At 61.6% G+C, this 24,647-nt stretch carries 22 protein-coding genes and 1 pseudogene; 14 read left to right on the top strand and 9 right to left on the bottom strand.

Translation table 11 applies throughout. The features are described 5' to 3' along the window. Positions 1–137 precede the first annotated feature (137 nt). The 7 genes from OEG84_RS20305 to edd all read left to right on the top strand — a co-directional run bounded on the left by OEG84_RS20305 (position 138) and on the right by edd (position 8,168). Positions 138–1,574, top strand: coding sequence for a glutamine synthetase family protein (locus OEG84_RS20305; RefSeq protein WP_267655418.1), 1,437 nt, complete (start codon positions 138–140; stop codon positions 1,572–1,574). A 10-nt stretch (positions 1,575–1,584) separates the two neighbouring features. Then, positions 1,585–2,871 carry an NAD(P)/FAD-dependent oxidoreductase gene (locus OEG84_RS20300; RefSeq protein ID WP_267655417.1) on the top strand — a complete coding sequence of 429 codons (1,287 nt, stop codon included), beginning with the start codon at positions 1,585–1,587 and terminating at the stop codon, positions 2,869–2,871. A 91-nt stretch (positions 2,872–2,962) separates the two neighbouring features. Next, positions 2,963–3,265: a DUF4258 domain-containing protein gene (locus tag OEG84_RS20295; RefSeq protein WP_267655416.1), complete on the top strand. Its 303-nt coding sequence runs from the start codon at positions 2,963–2,965 to the stop codon at positions 3,263–3,265. A 17-nt stretch (positions 3,266–3,282) separates the two neighbouring features. After that, a complete protein-coding gene (locus tag OEG84_RS20290) occupies positions 3,283–3,741 on the top strand; it encodes a helix-turn-helix domain-containing protein (protein ID WP_267655415.1) in 459 nt (152 codons plus the stop codon). Positions 3,742–3,996: 255 nt separating this feature from the next. Further along, a complete protein-coding gene (gene zwf / locus OEG84_RS20285; RefSeq protein ID WP_267655414.1) occupies positions 3,997–5,469 on the top strand; it encodes a glucose-6-phosphate dehydrogenase in 1,473 nt (490 codons plus the stop codon). Beyond that, positions 5,456–6,178: a 6-phosphogluconolactonase gene (pgl, locus tag OEG84_RS20280; RefSeq protein ID WP_267655413.1), complete on the top strand. Its 723-nt coding sequence runs from the start codon at positions 5,456–5,458 to the stop codon at positions 6,176–6,178. Before zwf ends, pgl begins: the two co-directional genes overlap by 14 nt. Positions 6,179–6,350: 172 nt before the next feature. Then, a complete protein-coding gene (gene edd, locus OEG84_RS20275; RefSeq protein ID WP_267655412.1) occupies positions 6,351–8,168 on the top strand; it encodes a phosphogluconate dehydratase in 1,818 nt (605 codons plus the stop codon). A 40-nt stretch (positions 8,169–8,208) separates the two neighbouring features. Here the strand turns inward: edd and OEG84_RS20270 are convergent, their stop codons facing one another. Then, positions 8,209–8,565, bottom strand: coding sequence for a hypothetical protein (locus tag OEG84_RS20270; RefSeq protein ID WP_267655411.1), 357 nt, complete (start codon positions 8,563–8,565; stop codon positions 8,209–8,211). A gap of 109 nt (positions 8,566–8,674) precedes the next feature. Next, positions 8,675–8,914 (bottom strand): hypothetical protein, encoded by a 240-nt coding sequence (locus OEG84_RS20265; protein ID WP_267655410.1) that lies wholly within the window; start codon positions 8,912–8,914, stop codon positions 8,675–8,677. A gap of 371 nt (positions 8,915–9,285) precedes the next feature. Between OEG84_RS20265 and OEG84_RS20260 the strand changes: the two genes are divergently transcribed. The 6 genes and pseudogenes from OEG84_RS20260 (at position 9,286) to OEG84_RS20235 (ending at position 12,237) form a co-directional block, all read left to right on the top strand. After that, complete coding sequence (locus OEG84_RS20260) at positions 9,286–9,606, top strand: hypothetical protein (protein WP_267655409.1); 321 nt, start codon at positions 9,286–9,288, stop codon at positions 9,604–9,606. A gap of 117 nt (positions 9,607–9,723) precedes the next feature. Beyond that, positions 9,724–10,023, top strand: coding sequence for a hypothetical protein (locus OEG84_RS20255; protein ID WP_267655407.1), 300 nt, complete (start codon positions 9,724–9,726; stop codon positions 10,021–10,023). Positions 10,024–10,299: 276 nt separating this feature from the next. After that, positions 10,300–10,479: pseudogene (locus OEG84_RS20250) on the top strand (DsbA family oxidoreductase); the annotation flags it as partial. 611 nt (positions 10,480–11,090) lie between these two features. Continuing rightward, positions 11,091–11,393 (top strand): hypothetical protein, encoded by a 303-nt coding sequence (locus OEG84_RS20245; protein ID WP_267652309.1) that lies wholly within the window; start codon positions 11,091–11,093, stop codon positions 11,391–11,393. A gap of 109 nt (positions 11,394–11,502) precedes the next feature. Beyond that, the gene (locus OEG84_RS20240) at positions 11,503–11,820 is read left to right on the top strand and encodes a hypothetical protein (RefSeq protein ID WP_267655408.1); all 318 of its coding nucleotides are present in this window, start codon (positions 11,503–11,505) and stop codon (positions 11,818–11,820) included. 117 nt (positions 11,821–11,937) lie between these two features. Next, positions 11,938–12,237 (top strand): hypothetical protein, encoded by a 300-nt coding sequence (locus OEG84_RS20235; RefSeq protein WP_267655407.1) that lies wholly within the window; start codon positions 11,938–11,940, stop codon positions 12,235–12,237. A 280-nt stretch (positions 12,238–12,517) separates the two neighbouring features. Here OEG84_RS20235 and OEG84_RS20230 read toward each other — a convergent pair whose 3' ends face one another. The 5 genes from OEG84_RS20230 to OEG84_RS20210 form a co-directional block, all read right to left on the bottom strand. Beyond that, the gene (locus OEG84_RS20230; RefSeq protein WP_267655406.1) at positions 12,518–13,606 is read right to left on the bottom strand and encodes an ABC transporter ATP-binding protein; all 1,089 of its coding nucleotides are present in this window, start codon (positions 13,604–13,606) and stop codon (positions 12,518–12,520) included. 30 nt (positions 13,607–13,636) lie between these two features. Continuing rightward, positions 13,637–15,304 (bottom strand): beta-galactosidase BglA, encoded by a 1,668-nt coding sequence (gene bglA, locus OEG84_RS20225; RefSeq protein WP_267655405.1) that lies wholly within the window; start codon positions 15,302–15,304, stop codon positions 13,637–13,639. 15 nt (positions 15,305–15,319) lie between these two features. Beyond that, positions 15,320–16,462, bottom strand: a complete 1,143-nt coding sequence (locus tag OEG84_RS20220; protein ID WP_267655404.1) for a carbohydrate ABC transporter permease — start codon at positions 16,460–16,462, stop codon at positions 15,320–15,322. 11 nt (positions 16,463–16,473) lie between these two features. Continuing rightward, complete coding sequence (locus OEG84_RS20215; RefSeq protein WP_267655403.1) at positions 16,474–17,715, bottom strand: carbohydrate ABC transporter permease; 1,242 nt, start codon at positions 17,713–17,715, stop codon at positions 16,474–16,476. A 79-nt stretch (positions 17,716–17,794) separates the two neighbouring features. Continuing rightward, a complete protein-coding gene (locus OEG84_RS20210) occupies positions 17,795–19,144 on the bottom strand; it encodes an ABC transporter substrate-binding protein (RefSeq protein WP_267655402.1) in 1,350 nt (449 codons plus the stop codon). Positions 19,145–19,462: 318 nt separating this feature from the next. Between OEG84_RS20210 and OEG84_RS20205 the strand changes: the two genes are divergently transcribed. Then, complete coding sequence (locus OEG84_RS20205) at positions 19,463–20,539, top strand: LacI family DNA-binding transcriptional regulator (protein WP_267655401.1); 1,077 nt, start codon at positions 19,463–19,465, stop codon at positions 20,537–20,539. 36 nt (positions 20,540–20,575) lie between these two features. Here the strand turns inward: OEG84_RS20205 and folD are convergent, their stop codons facing one another. Both folD and OEG84_RS20195 read right to left on the bottom strand, forming a co-directional pair. Then, entirely contained in the window at positions 20,576–21,475 is a 900-nt protein-coding gene (gene folD, locus OEG84_RS20200; RefSeq protein WP_267655400.1) for a bifunctional methylenetetrahydrofolate dehydrogenase/methenyltetrahydrofolate cyclohydrolase FolD, read from the bottom strand. A 146-nt stretch (positions 21,476–21,621) separates the two neighbouring features. Beyond that, on the bottom strand, positions 21,622–24,645 hold the full coding sequence (locus OEG84_RS20195; protein WP_267655399.1) for a GNVR domain-containing protein: 3,024 nt from the start codon (positions 24,643–24,645) through the stop codon (positions 21,622–21,624). Positions 24,646–24,647: the final 2 nt, after the last annotated feature.

Here is a 24,647-nt window from a genome sequence, read left to right as displayed (position 1 = left end):
CGGCGGACGCTGGCCAGGGGATCAGCGAGGCATGCCGGCGGCCTGTAGGATGCCTGCCGGCGATCGGCATAAGCGGCGCTGGTAACGGCGCAGAAAACCGTTATGATTGCGCCATCATAGGCAAATCATGGTGATTTATGGCATCCCGAAAAACCGGCAATCCGGCGTCTTCCAAACAGGCGGCGCGGAAGAGCGCAGCCGCCTATCTCGAGGCCAAGCGCGGCGTCAACAGCTGGGCCCAGGCCACGGAATGGCTCAGGGTAAGGGGCATCGAGGACATCGAGTGCATCACCCCGGATTTTGCAGGCGTGGCGCGCGGCAAGATGATGCCGTCGTCGAAATTCACGTCCAACACCTCGCTGTCGCTGCCTTCGGCTGTGTTCCGGCACACGATTTCGGGCGAATACCCCGAAGAAACCGGCGATTTCCGCTATGACCCGCTTGATGGCGATCTCAAGCTGATGCCGGACCTGTCGACGCTGTCGGTGGTGCCGTGGGAAACCGATCCGACCGCGCAGGTGATCTGCGACATGGTCACCACCAGGGGCGATCCGGTCAACTACACGCCGCGCAACGTGCTCAAGCGGATCGTCGAGCTCTATACCGAGCGCGGCTGGAAGCCGGTGGTGGCGCCGGAAATCGAATTCTATCTGGTGGCCCAGCACGAAGACCCGGATTATCCGCTGAAACCGCCACGGGGCCGTTCTGGCCGGACGATTACCGGCGGGCAGTCCTACTCGATCGCAGGCGTCAACGAGTTCGACGAACTGGTCGACGACATCTATGATTTTTCCGACAAGCAGGGTCTGGAGATCGATACGCTGATTCACGAGGAAGGCCCGGCGCAGCTGGAGATCAACCTGCGTCATGGCGACCCGGTGGAGCTTGCCGACCAGGTGTTCATGTTCAAGCGCACCATTCGTGAAGCGGCGATCAAGCACGGCATGTTCGCCACCTTCATGGCCAAGCCGATGCAGGAATATGCCGGCTCGGCAATGCACATCCACCAGTCTGTGGTCGACACCAAGACCGGCAAGAACGTGTTTTCCAATCCCGACGGCAGCCCCAGCCAGGCGTTTTTCAACTTTATCGGCGGGATGCAGCATTATGTGCCCAAGGCACTGGTGATGATGGCGCCGTATGTCAACTCATACCGGCGACTGACACCCGACATGGCATGCCCGGTCAACAATGCCTGGGGCTATGACAACCGCACAACGGCGTTCCGGGTGCCGCATTCAGACCCGGTGGCGCGGCGAGTGGAAAACCGGCTGCCTTCATCGGACGCCAATTCCTACCTGGCGCTGGCGGCGTCGCTGGCCTGTGGCTATCTCGGCATGGTCAACAACATCGTTCCGGGCGACCCGGCGGAAAAGGCCGTCAACGAGGGCGAAGTCGACCTGCCGCGTGGGCTGCTGGAAGCAGTGTCGCTGCTGGAAAGCGAACCGGCGTTTGCCGAGGTCTTCGGCCAGGAATTCATCAACACCTATGCCGGGGTCAAGCGCGGCGAGTTTGAAACCTTCATGCGCGTGATCAGCCCGTGGGAACGGGAATTCCTGCTGCTGAACGTGTGAGGCGCACAGTATGAGCTATCAAAGCCCGATTGCGCCGGGAGTCTCGTTTTACAAGGCGACCCTCGGCGAGCGCCCCGCTTATGCAGCCCTGCCGGCCGCCACCACGGCCGATGTGGTGATCATCGGCGGCGGCTTTACCGGGCTGCAGGCGGCCTATCATCTGGCCGCAAGCGGCAAGGACGTGGTGCTGATCGAGAGCGCGCGGTTTGGCGACGGCGCCTCGGGCCGCAATGGCGGTCAGCTTGGTACCGGTCAACGCGCCTGGGTGGACGAGCTGGAAGGTGATTTCGGCCGCGTGCGGGCCCGGCAGTTGCTGGCGGTGGCGGAGCGGGCGAAAGCCCATCTGATCGATTTTGCCGAAGCCCACGGGATCGACGCCGATTATCGCCCCGGGCAGATTTCGGCTGCGCACAAGAAGGGCTACGTCAAGGATTACCGCGACCACGTCCGGATCATGACCGAGGAATATGGCTATCAGGGCCTGAGCTTTCTCGACCACGATGCACTGGCGCAAAAACTTGGCTCGACGCGCTATCATGGCGGCACCTATGATGCGGCCACCGGACACATCAACCCGCTCAAATATGTGGTCGGGCTGGCGCGCGCGGCGGCAGTGCCCGGTGCACGGCTTTACGAAAACACCCGGGCGCGCAGCATTTCAAGTGCTGGCGGCAAGGTGACGGTGACAACCGATGCCGGCGAGATCGTCGCTGGCCAGGCGCTGATTGCCTGCAACGCCTATATTGACGGGCTCGAGCCGGTGACTTCGGCCCACGTGATGCCGATCCGCTCGTTCATCGGTGCGACTGTGCCGCTGGGCGCCGACAGCCCGGTGATTCCGGGTGGGGAATCGGTTGATGATTCCCGCTTCGTGGTGCGCTATTTCCGCAAGAGCGCCGACGGACGGCTGCTGTTTGGCGGGCGCGAGGCCTACACCTCTGACAACCCAACCGACATTTCCAGCCATATCCGCCGGCAGATCGCCGAGATCTATCCGGCGCTGAAAGATGTCGAGATCAGCCATGGCTGGGGCGGCTCGGTGGGGATCACGCTGTCGCGGCGACCGTTCGTGCGCGAGGTAATGGCAAATGTCACCTCGATCGGCGGTTTTTCCGGCCACGGGGTGATGCTGTCGAACTATTGCGGCAAGCTCTATGCCGATCATGTGCTGGGCGGCTCGGACGATCTGGAAGCGATGCGCGATTTGAAAGTCGGCCCCTTCCCCGGCGGTTCACGCTTTCGCGCGCCGCTGCTGTTTCTGGCGCTGACCTGGTTTTCGCTCAGAGACAAGTTCTAGGAGAGAACTGCCTCATAGCAGTTGGCCATAGCCTCAATCACCTTTTGATCTTTGTTGACTGCTTGCGCCAACCTATCATATTGATAGGCGCATGGCCGAGGCAACCCCGCTCAACTTGTCGCCCAGCGCTGCCTTGCGGCATATACGCGATGTTGCCACTGAAACCAGCAACATCGTTATCGTAAGGCACGCGAGCAAACGGCAGGTGGAGAGAGGGATTACCAGACGCCAAATTGAACTGTGCGTTCAAAAGGGCACCATTACCGAAGGTCCTTTCATGAATGCGCACGGAAACTGGCAGGTAACCCTGTTTCGCCACGCAACGGGCGAGCAAATTAATTGTGTTGTCGCCATTGATTGGCCCCGCAAATTGATCGTGGTGACGGCGTACTGACAGGTTAGGAAACAGAGATGGCTTACCACTACAGCGAAAGCGGTCTCGACAATGTTTGGCTCGAGAACGGATACACGAAGCACGAGACGCCTTATGGCGACGGCATTTCCATTGATGATACAGAAGGGCTTCACAAGGCCATAGGGAATTGGCTTGTGAACCTGCCGAAGCCTTTCAATGGGGCCGAATTGCGTTTCATCCGCTTGGAAATGGAACTAACGCAGCGTGATCTTGCCGAAATATTGGGCGTGGATGAGCAAGCTGTGCGCCGCTGGGAAAAATCGCGCGACAAGAAATTTCATGGCGCTGCGGATCGGCTTTTGCGTGCAATCTATACAGAACACCTCCACAAAACCGGTTCGGTCCGCAGAATGGTCGAGCGCCTGTCGACCGCCAATCAGGCGGAGACAATAGATATCCACTTTCAAGAAACAGCGGACGGCTGGAAACCCCGTGGCTGCCTGGAAGCAGCCTGAGTGCGGCATTGCCTCCGGTCCGGTCAGGCCGGGATTCTGACTGCCCAATCGCTTAGGTTGAGAGTGATTTACTGTCCCGGCAGCGCCGGGGGAGACGGATAAGTTGGACGGATTCTTACTCAGAAATGAAGGTAGGGCGCGATGGGTGCCGGCTTCACCCAGATCGCGGCAATTTGACTTCCGTGCTGCTTGGCACTGGCTTTATCTAATCGATTAGATTAGAACAGGCGCACCATTCACGGACAGGATGCCCCCATGAGTCAGATCATTCCGGTCGATCCCTTTGACTATGTCGTCTTCGGCGGCACCGGTGACCTTGCCGAGCGCAAGCTGCTGCCGGCGCTGTATCACCGCCAGATCGCCGGTCAGTTGACCGAGCCGACACGGATCATCGGTGCTTCCCGCGCGGAGATGGATCATGACGGCTATCGCGCCTTTGCCCGCGACGCGCTGAAAGAACACCTTGCGAAGACCGAGTATCAGGAAGCCGATATAGAGCAATTTCTGGCGCGGCTGTTTTATGTTTCTGTCGACGCGAGGTCCGACAAGGGCTGGGACGAGCTCAAGGCAATTCTGGAGGAAGGCGCTGACCGGGTCAGGGCATTCTATCTGGCGGTCGGACCGGGGCTGTTCGGCGATATTTCCGAACGAATACAGTCGAGCGGGCTGATCACCAAGCAGACCCGGATCGTGGTGGAAAAGCCGATCGGGCGGGATCTCAACTCCGCGCGCGCGCTCAACAAGACAATCGGCAGCGTGTTTGAGGAAGAGCAGATCTTCCGTATTGACCATTATCTGGGCAAGGAAACGGTCCAGAACCTGATGGCGCTCAGGTTTGCCAATGCGCTCTATGAGCCGTTGTGGAACTCCGCCCATATCGACCATGTGCAGATCACGGTGGCTGAATCGGTGGGCCTTGAAGGCCGCGCCGGCTATTACGACAAGGCTGGCGCACTCAGAGACATGGTCCAGAACCATCTGGTGCAACTGTTGTGCCTGGTGGCAATGGAGCCACCGTCGTCGATGGAAGCGGAAGCGGTGCGCGACGAAAAGCTGAAAGTTCTGCGATCGCTCCGACCGATCAACGAAGACAATGCAGACACCGTGACCGTGCGCGGCCAGTACAAGGCCGGCGCCTCGGCGGGCGGTGCGGTCAAGGGCTATCTCGAAGAGCTCGAAGGCGGGGTGTCGGACACCGAGACCTTTGTCGCGATCAAGGCGGAAATCAACAATTGGCGCTGGGCCGGCGTGCCGTTCTACTTGCGCACCGGCAAGCGGATGAGCGAGCGGGTGTCGGAAATCGTGGTGGCATTCAAGCCGGTTCCGCATTCGATCTTCGGGTCCAGTGCCGGCCGGGTGACCGCCAACAAGCTGGTGATGCGGCTGCAGCCCGACGAGGGCGTAAAGCAGTGGATCATGATCAAGGATCCGGGACCGGGCGGCATGCGGCTGAGACATGTCTCGCTCGACATGAGCTTCGCCGACCGGTTCGGGGAACGCAGCCCGGATGCCTACGAACGGCTGCTGCTGGATGTGGTTCGCTGCAACCAGACGCTGTTCATGCGGCGCGACGAGGTTGAGGCAGCGTGGAACTGGATCGACCCGATCCTGACGGCCTGGGAAGAGACCGGCCAATCGGTGCAGCCCTACACGGCCGGCACCTGGGGGCCGAGCCAGGCGATTGCGCTGATCGAACGCGACGGCAGGACCTGGCATGAAAGCGACTAACAACGTCGACGCGCAGGTCCGACATCTCGATTTCGACAGCGGCACGGCGCTGGCGGCAGCTCTGGCCAGCCGGGTTGCCCAGGCACTTGCCGAGGCGATCGAGAGCCGTGGCCAGGCAACACTTGCAGTTTCGGGCGGCAGCACGCCGAAACGGTTCTTCGCCGAATTGTCAAAACAGCCGATCAGCTGGGGCAAGGTTACCGTCACGCTGGTCGACGAACGCATGGTTGGCCCCGAGCACGAACGCTCCAACCACCGGCTGGCGAGCCAGCACCTGTTGCAAAACCGCGCCGCTGACGCCGGCTTCGTTCCGCTCCATATGAAGAGTGAAAATGCAGAGAGCGCTGCGGCAAACGCCGCTGAACGAATTGAAGCGCTTGCGCTGCCGTTTGACGTGGTGGTGCTTGGCATGGGGACCGACGGCCACACGGCCTCATTCTTTCCCGGCGGAACGACACTTGCGCAAGTGACCGATCCCGCCTGCCCGGCAAGCGTGATGGCAATCGAGGCACCCGGCGCCGACGAGCCGAGGCTGACGCTGACACTGCCGCGGATCATCGAAGCCGGGCTGCTGGTGCTGCATATCGAAGGTGAGGCCAAGCGGGCGGTGCTGGCAAGCGCGCTCGAACCCGGGCCAGAGCAAGCGATGCCGGTGCGCGCCGTGCTGCGCCAGGCAAAACGGCCACTCGAGATCTACTGGGCGCCCTGAGCCGCCCCTGCATGTCACGTTCAAACGAGGTCGATTGAGCGCCACCGGAGATGACCGGCATGCATTCGTTGATTGCGTTGCCGCGCCGCCAGCGCGCCGGATCAGGCGTGCGGCGTGGCAGCAGACGCCATCGGGCCGAAAGACCCGCAAACCCGATAGAAGGATATGAGCCATGAGTGTTGATCCCCGCATTGCCAGTGTCACAAACCGGATCATCGAACGGTCAAAACCGAGCCGCGAGCTCTATCTGGGGCGACTTCGAGAGATGGCGGCCAAGGGCCCGCACCGCTCGACCCTTTCGTGCGGCAACCTCGCCCATGGCTTTGCCGCCTGCGGCCCGGCCGACAAGGCCGATCTGGCTGGCAACGTGGCCCCCAATCTGGGCATCATCACCGCCTATAACGACATGCTGTCGGCGCACCAGCCGTTCGAGACCTTTCCCGATCAGATCCGCGCCGCGGCGCGCGCCGCCGGTGGCGTGGCGCAGGTGGCGGGCGGGGTTCCGGCAATGTGCGACGGCGTCACCCAGGGCCAGCCGGGGATGGAGCTGTCGCTGTTTTCGCGCGACATCATCGCAATGTCGGCCTCAGTCGGGCTGTCGCACAACATGTTCGATGCCGCGGTCTATCTCGGCGTCTGCGACAAGATCGTGCCGGGACTGCTGATCGCGGCGCTGAGTTTTGGCCATCTGCCGGCGGTGTTCGTGCCGGCCGGACCGATGACTTCCGGCCTGCCCAATGACGAGAAGGCACGGATCCGCCAACTCTATGCGGAAGGCAAGGTCGGCCGCGACGAATTGCTGGAGGCCGAATCCAAATCCTATCATGGTCCTGGCACCTGCACTTTCTACGGCACCGCCAACTCCAACCAGATGCTGATGGAGATCATGGGGCTGCACACGCCCGGCGCCTCGTTCGTCAATCCGGGCACACCGCTGAGAGACGCGCTGACCGCCGAGGCCACACGCCGGGCACTGGCAATCACAGCGCTTGGCAACGAATACACACCGGTGGGCGAGATGATCGACGAGCGTTCGCTGGTCAACGGCGTCATCGGCTTGCACGCCACGGGTGGATCCACCAACCACACGATGCACCTGATCGCGATGGCACGCGCCGCAGGCATCCGGCTGACCTGGGAAGATATTTCCGATCTCTCCGACGCGGTGCCGCTGCTGGCACGGGTGTACCCGAACGGGCCTGCCGATGTGAACCACTTCAACGCAGCCGGCGGCATCAACTTCATGATCGACCAGTTGCTCTCGGTCGGGCTGTTGCACGAGGAGGTGCGCACGGTCTGGGGCAAGGGGCTGTCGGCCTATGCGGTGGAAGCCAGGCTTGGTGAAAACGGCACGGTGGTGCGCGTGCCGGTCTCCAAGGCCAGCGGCGATGCCAAGGTGGCGACCACGATGGACAAGCCGTTCCAGCCCAATGGCGGGCTGAAAATGCTCACCGGCAATCTCGGCAAGGCAGTGATCAAGATTTCCGCGGTCAAGCTTGAGCGGCAGGTGATCGAGGCGCCGGCGCGATTGTTCAACGACCAGTTTGAACTGCAGGCGGCGTTCAATGCCGGCAGTCTCACCGGCGATTTTGTTGCTGTCGTCCGGTTCCAGGGCCCGAAGGCCAACGGCATGCCGGAACTGCACAAGCTGACGCCACCGCTGGGGGTGCTGCAGGACCGGGGTCAGAAAATCGCGCTGGTGACCGACGGACGGATGTCAGGAGCTTCGGGCAAGGTGCCCGCCGCCATTCACGTGACCCCGGAGGCCAAGGATGGCGGACCGATTGCCCGCATCCGCGAGGGCGACATGATCCGGCTTGATGCTATCAGCGGCACGCTGGAGGTGCTGGTGCCGGCAGCCGAATTCGACGCCCGCGAACCCGCCAGCGCCGATCTGAGCCATAATGAATGGGGCATGGGCCGCGAATTGTTCGCCCGACTGCGTGACAATGCCGGCCCGGCCGATGAAGGGGCGAGCATTCTCTACTGATCAGGATCGTTCGAAAGGGCGAGGGTGGCCGGCGGCAGGACTACCAGGTGCGGACGCTGACCACCCAGTCCCGATGGGCAGGATGGGTGCTGTAGACATAGATCCGCTCCATTTCGCTTTCGGTCATCAGTCGCAGGAAGCGCACCTCGATGGTGTTGTTGGTATTGATGCGCATCAGAACGCAGCCAAGTTTCGAGATCCGTGTTTTCGGTACATCAAGGTAGAACTGACGGGGGATCCTGAATTCGGTGACGATGCCGAGGATGGCGCCACTTCGGGATATTGCCAGGATGTCGCAGCGACGCGACTCCAGATTCATGACGCTCTTCTCGGTATATTCGATCCGGGCGGGGTTCATGGTCTGCTCCATCGGGAACCGCGTCTCGCGGTCGTACATGAAGGATTCCTCTTTCTTCAGATAGTGATTTCCCGCAGCTAAACTCGTCACAGCACGCCCCCGTCTCGGCTTTTCCATAAAAACTGCCAGGAATATTACCTTACGAAGCTTAATGTAGACTTATCCTGGCTGTGCTGGCCGGGATTGAGCGGCTGTGGGTCAGAGAGAACAGCGGCTTGCTGGCGACAATATCTCCCCGGGTTTGGTGCCCGGCAACCTTGCCTGCCGGGGCTTTTTGCTGCGCAACGCTCTGAATGGCGGTGACTAAGCCGGACAAATCGATCACGAAAGCCATGCCCTGATCACGCACCGCGTGATCGGCCGTGACAATGGCCCCTTGCTGGCTCACGCCTGGGCAGTCGGCACCAAAAATCGACAGCCGTTTTTGACCCGTGCAGTCCCGATTTTGGGGGCATTTTCACTGTTTGACGCGTCGATTGTGAACGCTCCGTGTCGCCTGCGGTTGACAATGGGGCCTCGATCACATCCGAAAATGCCATGCAACCCGTTGAGTTTGCTTGGTTCTTTCTTTGCACCCCCTGCCCGGTCATCCTTCCAGTCACGTCAGACCCACGCCGTTGTCACGGCCATGTGGTTCGCAAGTCATCAGCACAAGTCTCATCTTCAGGTCATCGAACAACACGGCTCACCCAACGGGCCGCCCCACGAACCGGACAGACGGATACGGATTTCCGCTTTCCACCTCACAAGGATAAGACCATGAACAAGATCATCATCGCCCTCGGCTTTACACTTGCTGCTTCCACCGGCGCCTTTGCCGCTTCCACTGCCATGGACGCCTATGATTTCCCAGCTGCCCAGACGAGCGGCATTGACTACACCGCAACCGCTTCGACCGGCGCCGGCTCCAACGACCAGGTGGTCTACCACCGTGCCGGCAATGACGGCTCGCCGAGCTTTCTGGCTCCTGCCGCAACCGGCATCGACTACACTGCAACAGCTTCGGTCGGTGGCGTCTCCAACGACCAGATCATCTATGACCGCGCCGGCAATGACGGTTCGCCGCATTTCGCTCGCTAAGGCCTGACGCCAATCAAGACGGAACCAATGAGCGGCAGGGACGTTTCCCTGCCGGCCTCCAAACCACACGGCTTGCGTCCCTCAGGGATGCGCCAATCAATCTAAAGGAATACACTCATGAACAAGCTCATCATCGCCCTCGGCTTCACCCTTGCTGCTTCCACCGGCGCTTTTGCCGCTTCGACTGCCATGGACGCCTATGACGTCCCGTCGGTTCAGGGCCAGGCCAACTATGCTGTTGGTGTTTCCAACGATCTGGTCAGCTATGACCGTGCAGGTCAGGACGGTTCGCCGAGCTTTCAGGCTTCGGTTGCTGGCGTCGACTACACCACGACCGCCTCGATCGGCGATGTCGCCAACGACCAGGTCCGTTACGACCGTGCCGGCAACGACGGTTCGCCGCACTTCGCACGCTAAGACACAAGCCTGACGGATGGCGCCGGTTTCCTCCCGACCGGCGTCATCCGCTTGCTGACGGCCGCGGCATTGTCCGCGGCCATGATTACAGGCACTCCCTGCCCCAATCAGTCTGAACTGCCCTCAACCCCTAGCGACGCCCGACACCGAAATCCGTCCGATGACGGGCGCACCGCGCGAAACCCCGCTTGAAAAGGCGGGGTTTTTGCCTGTGTGGGCTGGTCGATTGAAGTCTAGCCGGCAAGCTCTCTCTGATGGGGCCTCAACGACACCGTCAACGCCGAGATCGACCAGGCGCGGCAGATGGGCGTGACCGGCGTTCCGTGCTTTATCATCGACATGAAATACGCGCTTGTCGGCGCCCAGCCGGCCGAGGCGCTGGCCGACGCCCTGCGCAAGGTCGTCATCGAAAAGGCCAAGCAGGAGGCCGAAGCTTCCGAGACGCCGGAGGCGTAAGCCCGCTTTTGATGGCAGACAGCGCCGGTTCGGACGGCGAAGCGGCGGGAATTGTCTAGCGGGCCATGCCCACACCGATTTTCAGATGAAATTCGAGCCCCGGCAACCTTGCCTGCCGGGGCTTTTTGCTGCGCAACGCTCTGAATGGCGGTGACTAAGCCGGACAAATCGATCACGAAAGCCATGCCCTGATCACGCACCGCGTGATCGGCCGTGACAATGGCCCCTTGCTGGCTCACGCCTTCGCAGTCGGCACCAAAAACCGACAGCCGTTTTTGAACCGTGCAGTCCCGATTTTGGGGGCATTTTCACTGTTTGACGCGTCGATTGTGAACGCTCCGGGTCGCCTGCGGTTGACAATGAGGCCCCGATCACATCCGAAAATGCCATGCAACCCGTTGAGTTTGCTTGGTTCTTTCCTGGCACCCCCTGCCCGTTCAGCCTTCCAGTCACGTCAGACCCACGCCGTTCTCACGGCCATGTGGTTCGCAAGTCATCAGCACAAGCCTCATCTTCAGGTCATCGAACAACACGGCTCACCCAACGGGCCGCCCCACGAACCGGACAGACGGATACGGATTTCCGCTTTCCACCTCACAAGGATAACGACCATGAACAAGATCATCATCGCCCTCGGCTTCACCCTTGCTGCTTCCACCGGCGCCTTTGCCGCTTCCACTGCCATGGACGCCTATGACGTCCCCGCCGTGCAGGGCGACATCACTTACGCTGTTGGCGTTGCCAACGACCTGGTCAGCTACGACCGTGCCGGCAATGACGGCTCGCCGAGCTTCCTGGCTCCTGCCGCAACCGGCATCGATTACACCGCCACTGCTTCCATCGGCGGCGTTTCCAACGACCAGATCATCTATGACCGCGCCGGCAATGACGGTTCGCCGCGCTTTGCCAACTAACAATTGAGACCTGGATCGGCGGACCTTTCGCTCCGCTGATCCCTTCCCCCGCAGACATCATCTTTACGCAGTCCTCCCAAGACGCGACCCAGATTCAAAGGATAAGACCATGAACAAGATCATCATCGCCCTCGGCTTCACCCTTGCTGCTTCCACCGGCGCCTTTGCCGCTTCCACCGCCATGGACGCTTATGATTTCCCCGCTGCCCAGACGAGCGGCATTGATTACACCGCAACCGCCTCGACCGGCGCCGGCTCCAACGACCAGGTGGTCTACCACCGTGCCGGCAATGACGGCTCGCCGACCTTCAAGGCTCCGACCGCTGGAGTCGACTACACCGCTACCGCTTCGGTCGGTGGTGTCTCCAACGACCAGATCATCTATGACCGCGCCGGCAATGACGGTTCGCCGCATTTCGCTCGCTAAGGCCTGACGCCAATCAAGACGGAACCAATGAGCGGCAGGGACGTTTCCCTGCCGGCCTCCAAACCACACGGCTTGCGTCCCTGAGGGATGCGCCAATCAATCTAAAGGAATACACTCATGAACAAGCTCATCATCGCCCTCGGCTTCACCCTTGCTGCTTCCACCGGCGCCTTCGCCGCTTCGACCGCCATGGACGCCTATGACGTGCCGTCGGTTCAGGGACAGGCCAACTATGCTGTTGGTGTTTCCAACGATCTGGTCAGCTATGACCGCGCCGGCCAGGACGGTTCGCCGAGCTTTCAAGCTTCGGTTGCTGGCGTCGATTACACCACGACCGCCTCGATCGGCGATGTCGCCAACGACCAGGTCCGTTACGACCGTGCCGGCAACGACGGTTCGCCGCACTTCGCACGCTAAGACACAAGCCTGACGGATGGCGCCGGTTTCCTCCCGACCGGCGTCATCCGCTTGCTGACGGCCGCGGCATTGTCCGCGGCCATGATTACAGGCACTCCCTGCCCTCCAGCTTGACTTGATGCAGGACGGTATCGTTCAAATGAACTCATTTGGACACGACGTGCATCAGCGACGCCCGACACCGAAATCCGTCCGATGACGGGCGCACCGCGCGAAACCCCGCTTGAAAAGGCGGGGTTTTGGCGTTTGCGGGAATTGTGGTGTGCAATGGTTGCAGCGGTCAGCGGCGGTATGTTTTGCCATTCCCATCAAACAGATGCAGCTTTGACTGGTCCGCCTTAAAGCGCAGCTTGTCGCCACGCTTGATCTCGTGATGGCCTGGCAGTTTGGCAAGAATCGGCTCGTCCTCGGTCAGGTCATTTATATAGAGCAGCGTGACCTCACCCAGCGCCTCAACAATCGACACCGTTCCCTCGAACAGGAAATCATCGCCGGTGGTAACCACCAGATCTTCAGGCCTGATGCCAAAGGACGCTTGCTTGCCCTTGTCGCTGTCGGGAACAGGGATGCCGGTGCCAACCGATTTGCCGCCCGCAAACGACATGACGGAGTTGGCGCCGGTTTTTTCGATCGTGCCTGGAATGATGTTCATGGCCGGCGAGCCGATGAACTGCGCCACGAACAGGTTTTCAGGCCGCTGGTAGAGGTCCATCGGCGGGCCGACCTGCTCGATATAGCCGCGTGACAGAACGACGATGCGGTCTGCCAGCGTCATCGCCTCGACCTGGTCGTGGGTGACGTAGATCATCGTCGTGTCGGGCATTGATTCATTGAGCTTGGCGATCTCGATGCGGGTGGCGACGCGCAACGCCGCATCAAGGTTGGACAACGGCTCGTCAAACAGGAACACCTTGGGATCGCGGCAGATGGCACGACCAATGGCGACACGCTGGCGCTGGCCACCCGACAGCGCCTTGGGCAAGCGATCGAGATATTCGCCCAATTGCAGGATGTCGGCGGCGGCACGGACCCGGCGGTCGATCTCTTCCTTGCTTTCCCTGGCGATGCGCATGCCGAAGGCCATGTTGTCATAGACCGTCATGTGCGGGTACAGCGCATAGGACTGGAACACCATGGCGATGCCGCGCTTGGAGGGCGGCACGTCGTTGACCACCATGCCGTCGATTTCGAGTGTGCCGGCGGTGATGTCCTCGAGACCAGCGATCATCCGCAAAAGCGTCGACTTGCCACAGCCGGACGGGCCGACAAAGACGATGAATTCACCCTGCTGGATGTCAAGATCAACACCGTGGATGACCTCGACAGAGCCATAGGATTTCTTCAGGTCCCTCAGTTTCAATCCGGCCATGGTTTCCTCCCGCTGGCGTAATGTATTGGTTCACCCGAGCCTTGCGAAAAAGGCGTCATAGGGTGGAATTTCAATGCAATCGGACTTGAGCATGCCCGAGAAGCCGTGCCCGGCAAGCGGCGTCAGTGCGCCTTCTGGCGGGTCGATGAACTGCTCCTGATCACTGAGATTGAAGCCGCAGAAAACCGCTTCATTGCCGTGGCGGCGGATGAAACCGAGCACCGCGTCGTTGCAGTCGATGAATTCGAGTTCACCCTTGGCGAGCGCCGGGTGCTGCTTGCGAAAGGCAAGCAGGCGGCGGTAATGATTGAGCATCGAGGCGTTGACATGCTCTTGCGCGTCGACGGCCATGTGCCGGTGCTCGGAGGGGATCGGCAGCCAGGGCTGGCCCTCGGTAAAGCCGGCATGGTCGCTGTTTTCCGCCCACACCATCGGTGTGCGGCAACCGTCGCGGCCCTTGAAATCGGGCCAGAACTGGATGCCGTAGGGATCCTGCAGATCCTCGAAGGCAAGCTCGGCCTCGGTCAGGCCCAGTTCTTCGCCCTGGTAGAGGCAGACCGAGCCGCGCAGGCTCAGAAGCAGGCCGGCGAGCATGCGCAAATAGCGGTCCCGGTCGGAGACAAGGTTGCCCCAGCGGGTGCCGTGACGGATCACATCATGGTTGGAAAAGGCCCAGCATGCCCAGCCTTCGGGCGCGGCGGCCATGAAATCGGATAGCACTGTGCGGACCCGCGCCGGGCTCAACAGATCGGGCGCCAGGAAATCAAACGCGTAGCACATGTGCATCTTGTCGCCGCCGGAGGTGTAGTCGGCAACAATCTGCAGTCCGTATTGCGCGTCGCCAACTTCGCCGACCGCGGCGATGTCGGGGAATTCGTCCATCAGCGCGCGGAAGCGACGCAGGAACTCGAGATTTTCTGGCCGGTTCTTGTCGTAGATGTGCTCCTGATGATTGTAGGGATTGACGGTTGGCGCGATCGAGGCGTTGCGCAATTCCGGCGCCAGCGCCGGGTTGTTGCGAAGCTGGTCGTCGCAAAAATAGAAATTTATGGTATCGAGCCGGAAGCCGTTGACGCCGCGCTCGAGCCAGAAGCGTGCGACGTCGAGCAGCGCATCCTGGACCTGCGGATTGTGAAAATTCAGATCCGGCTGCGAGGTCAGGAAATTGTGCTGGTAATATTGCTGCCGGCTCGGATCCCAGGCCCAGCCGGAGCCGCCGAAAATCGACAGCCAGTTGTTGGGCGGCGTGCCATCGGGCTTGGCCTCGGCCCAGACGAACCAGTCGGATTTGGGATTGTCGCGGCTGGTGCGGCTTTCGATGAACCAGGGGTGCTGGTCGGAGGTGTGGGAAATCACCAGATCGATCATCACCCGGATGCCGAACTTGTGGGCTTCGGCGACCAGCAGGTCAAAATCATGCAGCGCGCCGAACATCGGATCGACATTGGTGTAGTCGGCGACGTCGTAGCCAAAATCCTTCATCGGCGAGGTGAAGAAGGGCGACACCCAGATCGCATCGACACCCAGCGAGGCAATGTAGGGCAGCCGCTGGCAGATGCCGGCGAGATCGCCGATGCCGTCACCGCTGGTATCCTGATAGGAGCGTGGATAGATCTGATAGATCACCGCGCCGCGCCACCAGTCGGGGTCGGAAGCGATACCGGCTTGTACCGGAAGATCGGACACTGCAAGATTCATGGAGGCATTGATCCCTTATTTGACGGAGCCGGCCAGCAGGCCGCGCACGAGATAGCGTTGCATGGCGAAAAACACCGCCAGCGGTACCGCGATGGAGACGAAGGCGGAAGTTGCAAGAATTTCCCAATTGCCGCCGCGGGTGCCGAGCAGTTCGACGATCTGCTTGGTCATCACCGTTGTTTCACCGGTGGCATCGATCAGGAAGACCAGTGCGACCAAGAGATCGTTCCAGGTCCACAGGAACTGGAAGATGGCAAAGGAGGCCAGCGCCGGGAACGACAGTGGCAGAATGATCTTGACGAAAATCTGGAAATCGGTGGCGCCGTCCACACGGGCGTTCTCGATGATATCGCGCGGCAGGCCGACCATGTAGTTGCGCAGCAGATAGATCGCCAGCGGCAGCCCGAAGCCGGTGTGGGCGAGCCAGACGCCGAGATAACCCTTGCCGATACCGATTTCGTTGTGCAGCCGCAACAGCGGAATCAACGCGAGCTGCAGCGGCACCACCAGCAGCCCGACAATGGCTGCCACCAGCAGGGCCCGGCCGGGAAACCGCATCCAGGCCAGCGCGTAAGCCGCGAAAGCGGCAATGACGATGGGGATGATGGTGGCCGGTATGGTCACGGTCAGGGTGTTGAAGAAGGCCTTGGCCATGCCCTCGCGATTGCTTGGATCAAACAGCACGAAGCGGTAGTTCTCGAAGGTGAATTCAGGCGGCGTGGTGGCGGTGGTGAAAACCCGCGGCAGACGGCTGTCGCCAAAACTCTGAGGCGCCGAGAGACGGAAGGCGCCATCCTGCGCCACCGTCAGCGCGGTGCCGGCGCCGAGATCGGCGACATCGCCCGGCACATAGGCTTCGGGCTCGCGCGAACTGGTGCCCCAGCGGCTGATGTTGACATCGTCGTTTGAGAACAGGCGGCCATCGATGACGAATTCGCCATCGATTTCGGCTTCGTCGCCGGAGATGCGGATCGCCGGCGCCTGGCGTTCCTGGGTAAACAGCGCATTCCACCAGCCGGTGTTGGCGATCTGGTCGGCGGTGCGGAACGACGAGACAAACAGCCCGACGGTGGGAAACAGCCACAGCGCCACCAGAGCCACGACCGAAATGTGCACGGCCCAGGTGAGCGGCGACTTCTTTGATGACATGACGTTCATCCCGGCCTCCCTCAGCGCATTTCTTTGCGGGCGTTGATGACATTCCAGACCAGAATCGGGGTCACCAGCAGCATGATGATCATGGCCGAGGCCGAACCGACGCCCCAGTCATTGGCGCGGAACAGCTTGTCGTACATGTAGTTGGCCAGAACCTGGGTCTCCCACTGGCCGTTGGTCATGGCAAAGACAATGTCGAACACCTTGAGCACGACGATGGTGATGGTGGTCCAGACCACGACGATGGTGCCCATGATCTGCGGCACCTTGATCTTGAAGAAGATCTGGAACGGATTGGCACCGTCGATCACCGCGGCCTCGATGGTTTCCTCGGGAACACCGCGCAAAGCGGCGGAGAGGATGACCATGGCAAACCCGGTCTGGATCCAGACCAGCACCACCATCAGCAGGATCGAGTTCCAGAAGGGAATGGTCAGCCAGGTCTGCGGCTCGCCATAGGGCAACGACACCGTGGCAAGCGAAACCACCGAGCGCAGCGACACCCAGACCAGCCAGACGGCAACCAGCGCCAGCCCGGCGCGCAGGACAAGGCCCCACCAGGGCGTGGCCGAGTGGCTGAAACCACCGCGCAACAACGAGCGGGCGATCTGGATGACGCTATAGGCGAGAAAACCGGCGAAGATGACGAGGATCAGCGCGGGAATGATTTTCAGGATCAGCACCGACATCGGTCCACCGTCAAAACCCAGCCAGACGGCGTTAAGCACACCGATCTGGTCCTGGTCGGCGGGTCTTGTGTCATAGACCAGCTTCCAGATCACGGCAGCACCGACAAAGGAAATCGCCATCGGCATGAAGATCAGCGACTTGGCGATATTACCCCATTTAATGCGGTCGGTGAGCTGGGCGGCAAGCAACCCGAAGGCGGTGGAAAACGCCGGCACGATGATCAGCCAGAGCATGTTGTTGCTGACTGCTTCCCAGAATTTCGGTTCGTCGAACATCTGGCGGTAATTGGCGAGGCCAACAAAGGCGCCACCGGCATTGCGGTCGGTGACCGACAGCCACAGCGTGGCGAAAACCGGGTAGGCGAGATAGAGGCCCAGCGCCAGCAGCGCCGGCGCCAGGAACAGCCAGGGACGGACCTGGTTGGCCCGATTGATGTTGCGCCCGGCATTCTTGCCTGTAGCGGGGTAGAGAATCCTGTCGAGAAACTGGTTGGAAAAGTAGAAGTAGCCGACGCATCCGCCGACGCCGATGATGATGGTGATCAAACCCTGAAGTGCCGGATGCATCCTTCCCTCCCCAAAAGGCTGTCCTGATGGGGACCCCGGCTAAACGCCGGGGCCTCCTATTTGTGCATGTCAGCCTCGATTACTTGAGCGCATCCCAGGACTTCTGGATCGTCGCGGCGACTTCCTCGGCGGACTTGCCGCCGGTGTAGTCGACCATGCCGGTCCAGAACGAGCCGGCGCCGACACCGCCAGGCATCAGGTCGGAACCGTCGAAGCGGAAAGTGGTGGCACCAAGCAGGACGTCATTCATCTTCTTGAGAGTCGGATCGCTGAACACATCGGTGTTGACCGCCTTGTAGGGGGTCAGGAAGCCCTTCTGTGCCATCCAGATTTCATGGGCGATCGGCGACTGCAGGAACTTGATGAGAGCCTGCGCGCCGGGGCTGTCCTTGGTGATGCCCCAGACGGTGCCGGCGCCGAGCACCGGCTTGCCCAGATCCTTGTCGGCATAGGCAGGCATATAGAAGAAGTCTGCATCGGTGCCGACCTTGGTGCCATCGGGGAAAAACGCCGGAATGAACGAAGCCTGGTGATGCATGTAGCACTGCGGCGGCGAGGAGAAGAGGCCCTTGGGGCTGTCCCGGAAATCGGTGGAGGCCACCGTGCCGGCGCCGCCGGCGACGAACTTGTCGTTGCGGGCAAACCAGCCGAATTCCTCGATCGCGCCGATCACCGCCGGATCATCGAACTTGATCTCGTTGGAGACCCACTTGTCGTAGACTTCAGGCGGCTGGGTGCGCAGCATCATGTCTTCGACCCAGTCGGTAGCCGGCCAGCCGGTGGCAGCGCCTGAGCCCAGACCAATGCACCAGGGCGTACCGCCATCGGCTGCAATCTGCTCTGTCAGCGCCTTGAGTTCTTCCATCGACTGGGGAATTTCATAGCCGGCGTCCTCGAAGTTTTCCGGAATGTACCAGACCAGCGATTTGACATCGACCTTGTAGAAGAAGCCATAGAGCGCCTTGGTGCCGTCAGGACCGGCATAGGTGCCGAGATCAACCCAGGACTGGCCCGCGGCGTAATTGTCCTTGACCCAGTCAGCGGTTCCATCGGCCAGCGGCGTGAGAAAGCCGCGCTTGGCCATGTCGGCGGCAAGGCCTGGCTGCGGGAACACCGACACATTGGCGGCGGACCCGGCTTCCGCGTCGACCATCACCTGCTGCTCGAAACTGTCGGAGCCGACATAGCGCACATCAGCGCCGGTGGCCTCGGCGAAATAGGCCAGCACCGCTTCGGCGTTTTGCTGGTCCGGCCCGAGCCAGGGACCGAAGACCGTGACCTGTTCGCCGTCAAGCTGTGTCGCCTTGAGCGCTTCATAGCTGTCCCAGTTGAAATTGCCCTCGCCCGGGGCGAATTTGAGGTCGGCGGCCTGCGCCGCACCCAGTGTCAGGGCGGTGGCTGCAACACCCGTCAAAAACAGTTTTCTCATCGAAGTCTTCCTCCCGGCCAGTGCCTGATCCGTCACAAAAATTGTGAATAGTTCTCCCCGCCAAGGCTATCTCGTATTCAAAGCGCTTTGGCTTGCAATCAGAGGACGGCCTGTGCAGGCATGAGTCAAGCCAAAAGTTTCAATCGACTTTCAATTTCCGACTATTTGTTGCATTGCAGCATGATTTCAAAGCATTCGGAGGCGATTTTTCGCTTTTGTTCTCATCCCGTCTCGGGTTAAATGCAGGCTTCAGGGATGCCGAGGTAGCGCGCGTGCGTGCAATTTTCCAAAGCGCTTTGGATGAAAGGGAGCCGAACCGTGAACCTGAAGCAGCTGGCAGATCTCCTGGGATTGTCGCAGACCACCATATCGCGCGCCCTCAATGGCTACCCGGAAGTCAGCGAACATACCCGCCGCAAGGTGATCGAGGCCGCACAACGGCACGGTTACAAACCCAATTCCAACGCCCGCAAACTGGCCACCGGCAAGGCCGGCTCGATCGGATATGTGCTTCCGGTCGGCCGAAATGTCGATCTCGATCCACATTTCGTCGAGTTCCTTTCCGGGCTGGGCGAACATGCGCTGACCCACGAGATCGACCTGTCGCTGACACCGGCGCCGATCGAACGTGAAAGCGAAGCCTACCGGCGGATTGCCGCCAGCCGTTCGGTGGATGGCCTTTACCTGTCGTCGATGCGCAATGACGACCAGCGCATCGCGCTGGTGCGAGAGTTGGGGATTCCGTTTCTGGCGCATGGCCGCGCCTACAAGCCGGCCGACGGTTATGCGTTTCTTGATATCGATAATGAAGGCGCGTTTCACGACGCAGCACGGCTGCTGCTGCAACTGGGCCACCAGCGGCTGGCCTTCATCAATGGCGACACCGAGTTTACCTTCGCGCTGCACCGACTGGGCGGGGTCCAGCGGGCGATGGCCGAGCACGGACTGCCGGCTGGCGCATTGAAACACCATTCAGCGGCGATGAACGAGGACAGCGGCTACCGGCTGGCGATGGCGCTGTATGATGGCACGAAGGCAGACACGCGACCGACCGGCCTGCTCAGCGCCTCGATGTTTACCACGCTGGGGATTTTCCGGGCGCTCAACCAGCTCGGCATCAGCGTTCCCGGTGATGTTTCAGTGATCACCCATGACGATGTGTTCCCGTTTCTCAAGCCGGAGAGTTTCTCGGTGCCGCTCACCACCACCCGCTCATCGATCCGGGCAGCAGGCGCACGCACCTGCGAGCGCCTGATCAACATCATCTCCGGCGCCGAGGCCGATCCGGTTCAGGAAATATGGCCGGTGGAACTGGTGGTCAGGGCTTCGACCGGTCCGGCGCCCACGGCAGCGGCCAAGCCGGGCCGTCGCGAATCGGCGTTGGCGGCGGAATAAAACATCCGCCGCCCGCAACCACGTGGAAACACAGGATCAGAATGACGGCGGTGTCAGCCCGTGCGAACGCATGGCTGCGGTCACCGTGTTGGCCATCAGCATGGCGATCGTCATCGGCCCGACGCCACCCGGAACCGGGGTGATGACCGCGGCTTTTTCAGCGCATTCGTCAAACGCGACGTCGCCGACCAGCCGGGTCTTGCCTTCGCCGCGCTCGGGCGCGTCAATGCGGTTGATGCCGACATCGATGACGGTTGCACCCGGTTTGACCCAATCAGCCTTGACCATCTGCGGGCGGCCAACGGCTGCGACCAGAATATCGGCGTTGCGGCAGATGCCGGGCAGATCCCTGGTACGCGAATGGGCGACGGTGATGGTGGCGTTGGCGGCCAGCAGCAGCGCCGCCATCGGTTTGCCGAACAGATTCGAGCGGCCAATCACCACGGCATTGAGGCCGGACAGGTCGGCGCCATGGGTCTGGCGCACGAACAGCATGGCGCCTGCCGGTGTGCAGGAAATCAGGCCGCCGTCGAGATCGCCGGTCATCAGCTTGCCGGCATTAACGACATGCAGACCATCGACATCCTTTTCGGGGCGGATCGACTGGATCACACGATCGGAATCGAGATGACCGGGCAGCGGCAATTGCACCAGAATGCCGTGAATTTCCGGGTCGGCATTGAGGTCTGCCACCAGGCTTTCAAGCTCGGCCTGGGTGGTGGATTCGGACAGGGTGTGCTGCACGGACTTGAACCCGCACTGCTTGGCCATGCGGCTCTTGGATGCGACATAGACGTGGGAGGCCGGGTCCTTGCCGACGATGACCACGGCGAGGCCGGGCCGGGCGCCGGTTTTGGCTTCAAGCTCGGCGCTGGCCGCCGAGACCTGCTCGATCACCTCCGCCGCTACAGCTTTTCCGTCAATCACCTTGGCCATGGACACCTCTCTTGCATCTGTCTCGCGGCGCCACCTTTACGTGGCCGCGCCCGTCTGGCCGCGATCCTACGAAACCGGACGCGGGCACCGATAGCCTCTTTGCGTCCTTCGGTGTCAAAAAACAAGGTCGGGCGGGTGGTTGGCGCTCACCCGCGGCGACGCGCCGCTCCATAGCCATCGATCCGCGAGCGCAAGGTATCCATTTCCCGGCGAATCCGGTCGACCGTTCCATCGTGCGCCGGGGGCTGGGAGCGCGGCTGAGACGGGAATGACGACCGCATCGCCTGGCCATCCGGCTGCGGGGCAAATGACGGCTGTTGCATATGCGGCTGTGCAGGCGGCGCGGCCTGCGGCCAGACCGGTGCGGATTGCGCCGGCGGCTGTTGGGGCCAGGCAGGCACAGATTGCTGCATCATCGCGGCATAAGGATCCTGCTGCGGCATCTGTGGGTGCGCCTGTTGCTGAGACCAGGCCGGTGCAGGTTGCTGCGCGATCGGCGTATAGGCCGGGTGGGGCTGCGCGTAAGGAGGCTGCGAAACAGCAACCGGAGGGGCCGGATAAGTGGCGGCCTGGACGTAATGCGGATGCATCATCTGCTGAGCAGGCTGCTGAACCGGCGTTGGCTGCGGATGCTGGGTGGCCTGCGCGTAAGCATAAGGTTGCTGCGGCGGCATCATGGCGGCGGCACTGGCGATCGGCGCGGCATAGTAACCGGGTGGCGGCGTGTTGGGTTGGCCGGCCTGCGCGCCGGAATAGGTTGGCTGTTGGGGCTGCCAGGACGCCGCGGCCGGATGCATCGGCATGACGGCAGGCTGTGCCGACCACTGCGGCTGCGCCGGGTTTGCAGCCGGGTTTATCGGCATGGCAGCATACCCCGCGCGCTGGTCCGGCTGGGCCGGGTGTTGAGGCTGGCTTTGCAGCGGTGCGGCCTGCTGAGTGTGGACCGGCGTGGCCTCGGGTTGCCAATTGGGCTGCTGGACAGATGGGGCAGCCGGTGATGGTGGTGGCGGGGTCTGGGCCGGGGCCTGAACGGGGTTGTCCCCAGTGGCAAAGGCTGCGCGTTCGCCCGATTGGCGCTGACCCGGTGTGGCCGACCGATTTGCCGGTGCAGGTGGTGCTACCGGCTGATCAGCAGGTTCGTCAGCGTCGTCTGTGTTGTGCCGGGCAAGGACCGCGTCTGCATAGGACCGGGCGCGGGCGCCGGAGAAGGTTCCGGCGGTGACTTCGTCAGCAGCGTCAGCGAAGGCTTCCGCATCGCCCTCAGTGCGTGGGCGACGGCGGGGGCCGCGCGGCGGTGTCCGCGGACCGGGGGCTGTCGGATCGGGTTGCGCCGGGTAGCCTGCGAAAGGCGGGGGCTGGAATCTCGCCTGCGGAGTGCCTGCATTGTAGGAACGAATGCTTTCGACCGCGCCGGCCAGGAGGGCCAGGCCGATGCCGGCGAACATGCCGGCAAACATGCCGCCGATGGCGATCAGCTTGCGCGACGGCCCCATCGGATTGAGCGGTGCTTCAGCCGGCGAGATCACCCGAACGTTGCGGGTCGACATGTTGGAGCGCTCGCTGGTTTCACGCGAGCGCTTGAGGAAGGCTTCGTAGATTTGCCGTGTGGCGGTTGCCTTGCGCTCAAGTTCGCGCAGGGTGACGAATTCCACCGACTGATCCATGGCGCGGCTCTTGGCCACCGCCATCTGACTGGCGAGTTCCTGCTCGGTTTCAACAGCGCGCTGCAGTTCCATCTGCGAACTGGCGACGATGCGGCGCAACTCGGCCCGAATCTCGGCGCCGATCGTGTCGAGCGTGGACTTGGCCGCGACATATTGCGGATGGCGCGGTCCCAGTTGGGTAGCAAGCGAATCCGCGGTCGATTTGGTCTGGGTGAATTGCTTGCGCAGGTCAGTCAGGTTGGAGGACAGGAATTCCTCCGGGAACGAGCCCGAGAGAACATCGTCGATCTTTACCTTGGCGAGATTGTCGGCCTTGACCCGGATCCCGATCTTGGCTGCCCGGGCATTGGCAAGCTGGTCGCTGAGCGCAAGGATCACCTTGTCGTCGATATATTCGCCGCCAATCCCGACAATGCCGTTTTCCGCCTTGAAGGCCTCGACCTTGCGTTCGGCCGCATCAAGATCACTGCGCAGCGAATCAATCCGGCTGTCGATTGATTCCGAAGTACGCTCGAGCAGTCCCGACTGGGCCTGCCCCTCCTCATCGAGATAGGTCTCGACGATGGCATTGGCGATCAAGGCGGATTTCTCCGGATCCCTTGTATCGACACCTACAATGATGACGAAGGTCTTGGAATCGCGCGACACCGACAGCGCCCGACGCAGGGTGTTGAGCGCCTTCTGCTCGGCTTCGGAGGCGGGATCCTTGCCGGTGAACAATTCCTTGATCAGATTGATCCCGCCGGCGATGCCGCCGGAGGAAAGCGCGCCGTTGAATTCGGGATCGCGGTCGAGGCCGAGATCGACAACGACCTTCTCCAGGACATTGGTGGAGGAGAGGATCTGCAACTGGCTATCGGTAATCGCCAGCATGGCTTCAGTGGAAAGCTGCTGGTTGCGAATATCGTCGGCGGTCACCTGGATTTCGCGCGGGTCGATGAACAGCCGGCTTTCAGCATAATATTTGTGCGGCGTCGCCAACGCCATCAGCACGCCAAGCACCGCACCGGCGACCGTGGCCACACCGATCAGATAGCGAAACCGCCAGACCGCCGAAACCAGGATCGAGGCATCCAGCAAGGGGCGCGATCCGCTCTCCTGCCAGTTTGCGTTTGCTGCCGCATGCCAATGGTAGTGGTCATCATGATCCTGCTCAGGCGCTTGCAAGAGCGGCGCCGAAGCACGGGGCATCTGCGCGTGCTGCTCCTGTTGGCGTGGCTCATCTTGGCGCAAAGGCGGGGTTCCGTCTTCAGCCCGACGCGGATCGGCCCGCCGCTTGTCGGGAGCCACCTTGCCCATCAACCGGGCGATCCGGTCTCCAAACGAATCCGAATCCACCAGGCCTGCGCGACCCAGGCGTTGCGGGTCTGCGGCAGGGGTGGGGTCGGGAGCTGAATCGGAGGCTGAAACCGGGGCTGTTGCGGGCGGCGTGGTTTTTGACCCACGATCTTGCGCAGCAGCGAAACCGGATGTCGACAGCCGGGGATTGCGCGCGGGTCTGCTCAACA

Source organism: Hoeflea algicola (assembly GCF_026619415.1).
GTDB classification, from domain to species: domain Bacteria; phylum Pseudomonadota; class Alphaproteobacteria; order Rhizobiales; family Rhizobiaceae; genus Hoeflea; species Hoeflea algicola.
This window is presented reverse-complemented; position numbering and strand designations above follow the sequence as displayed.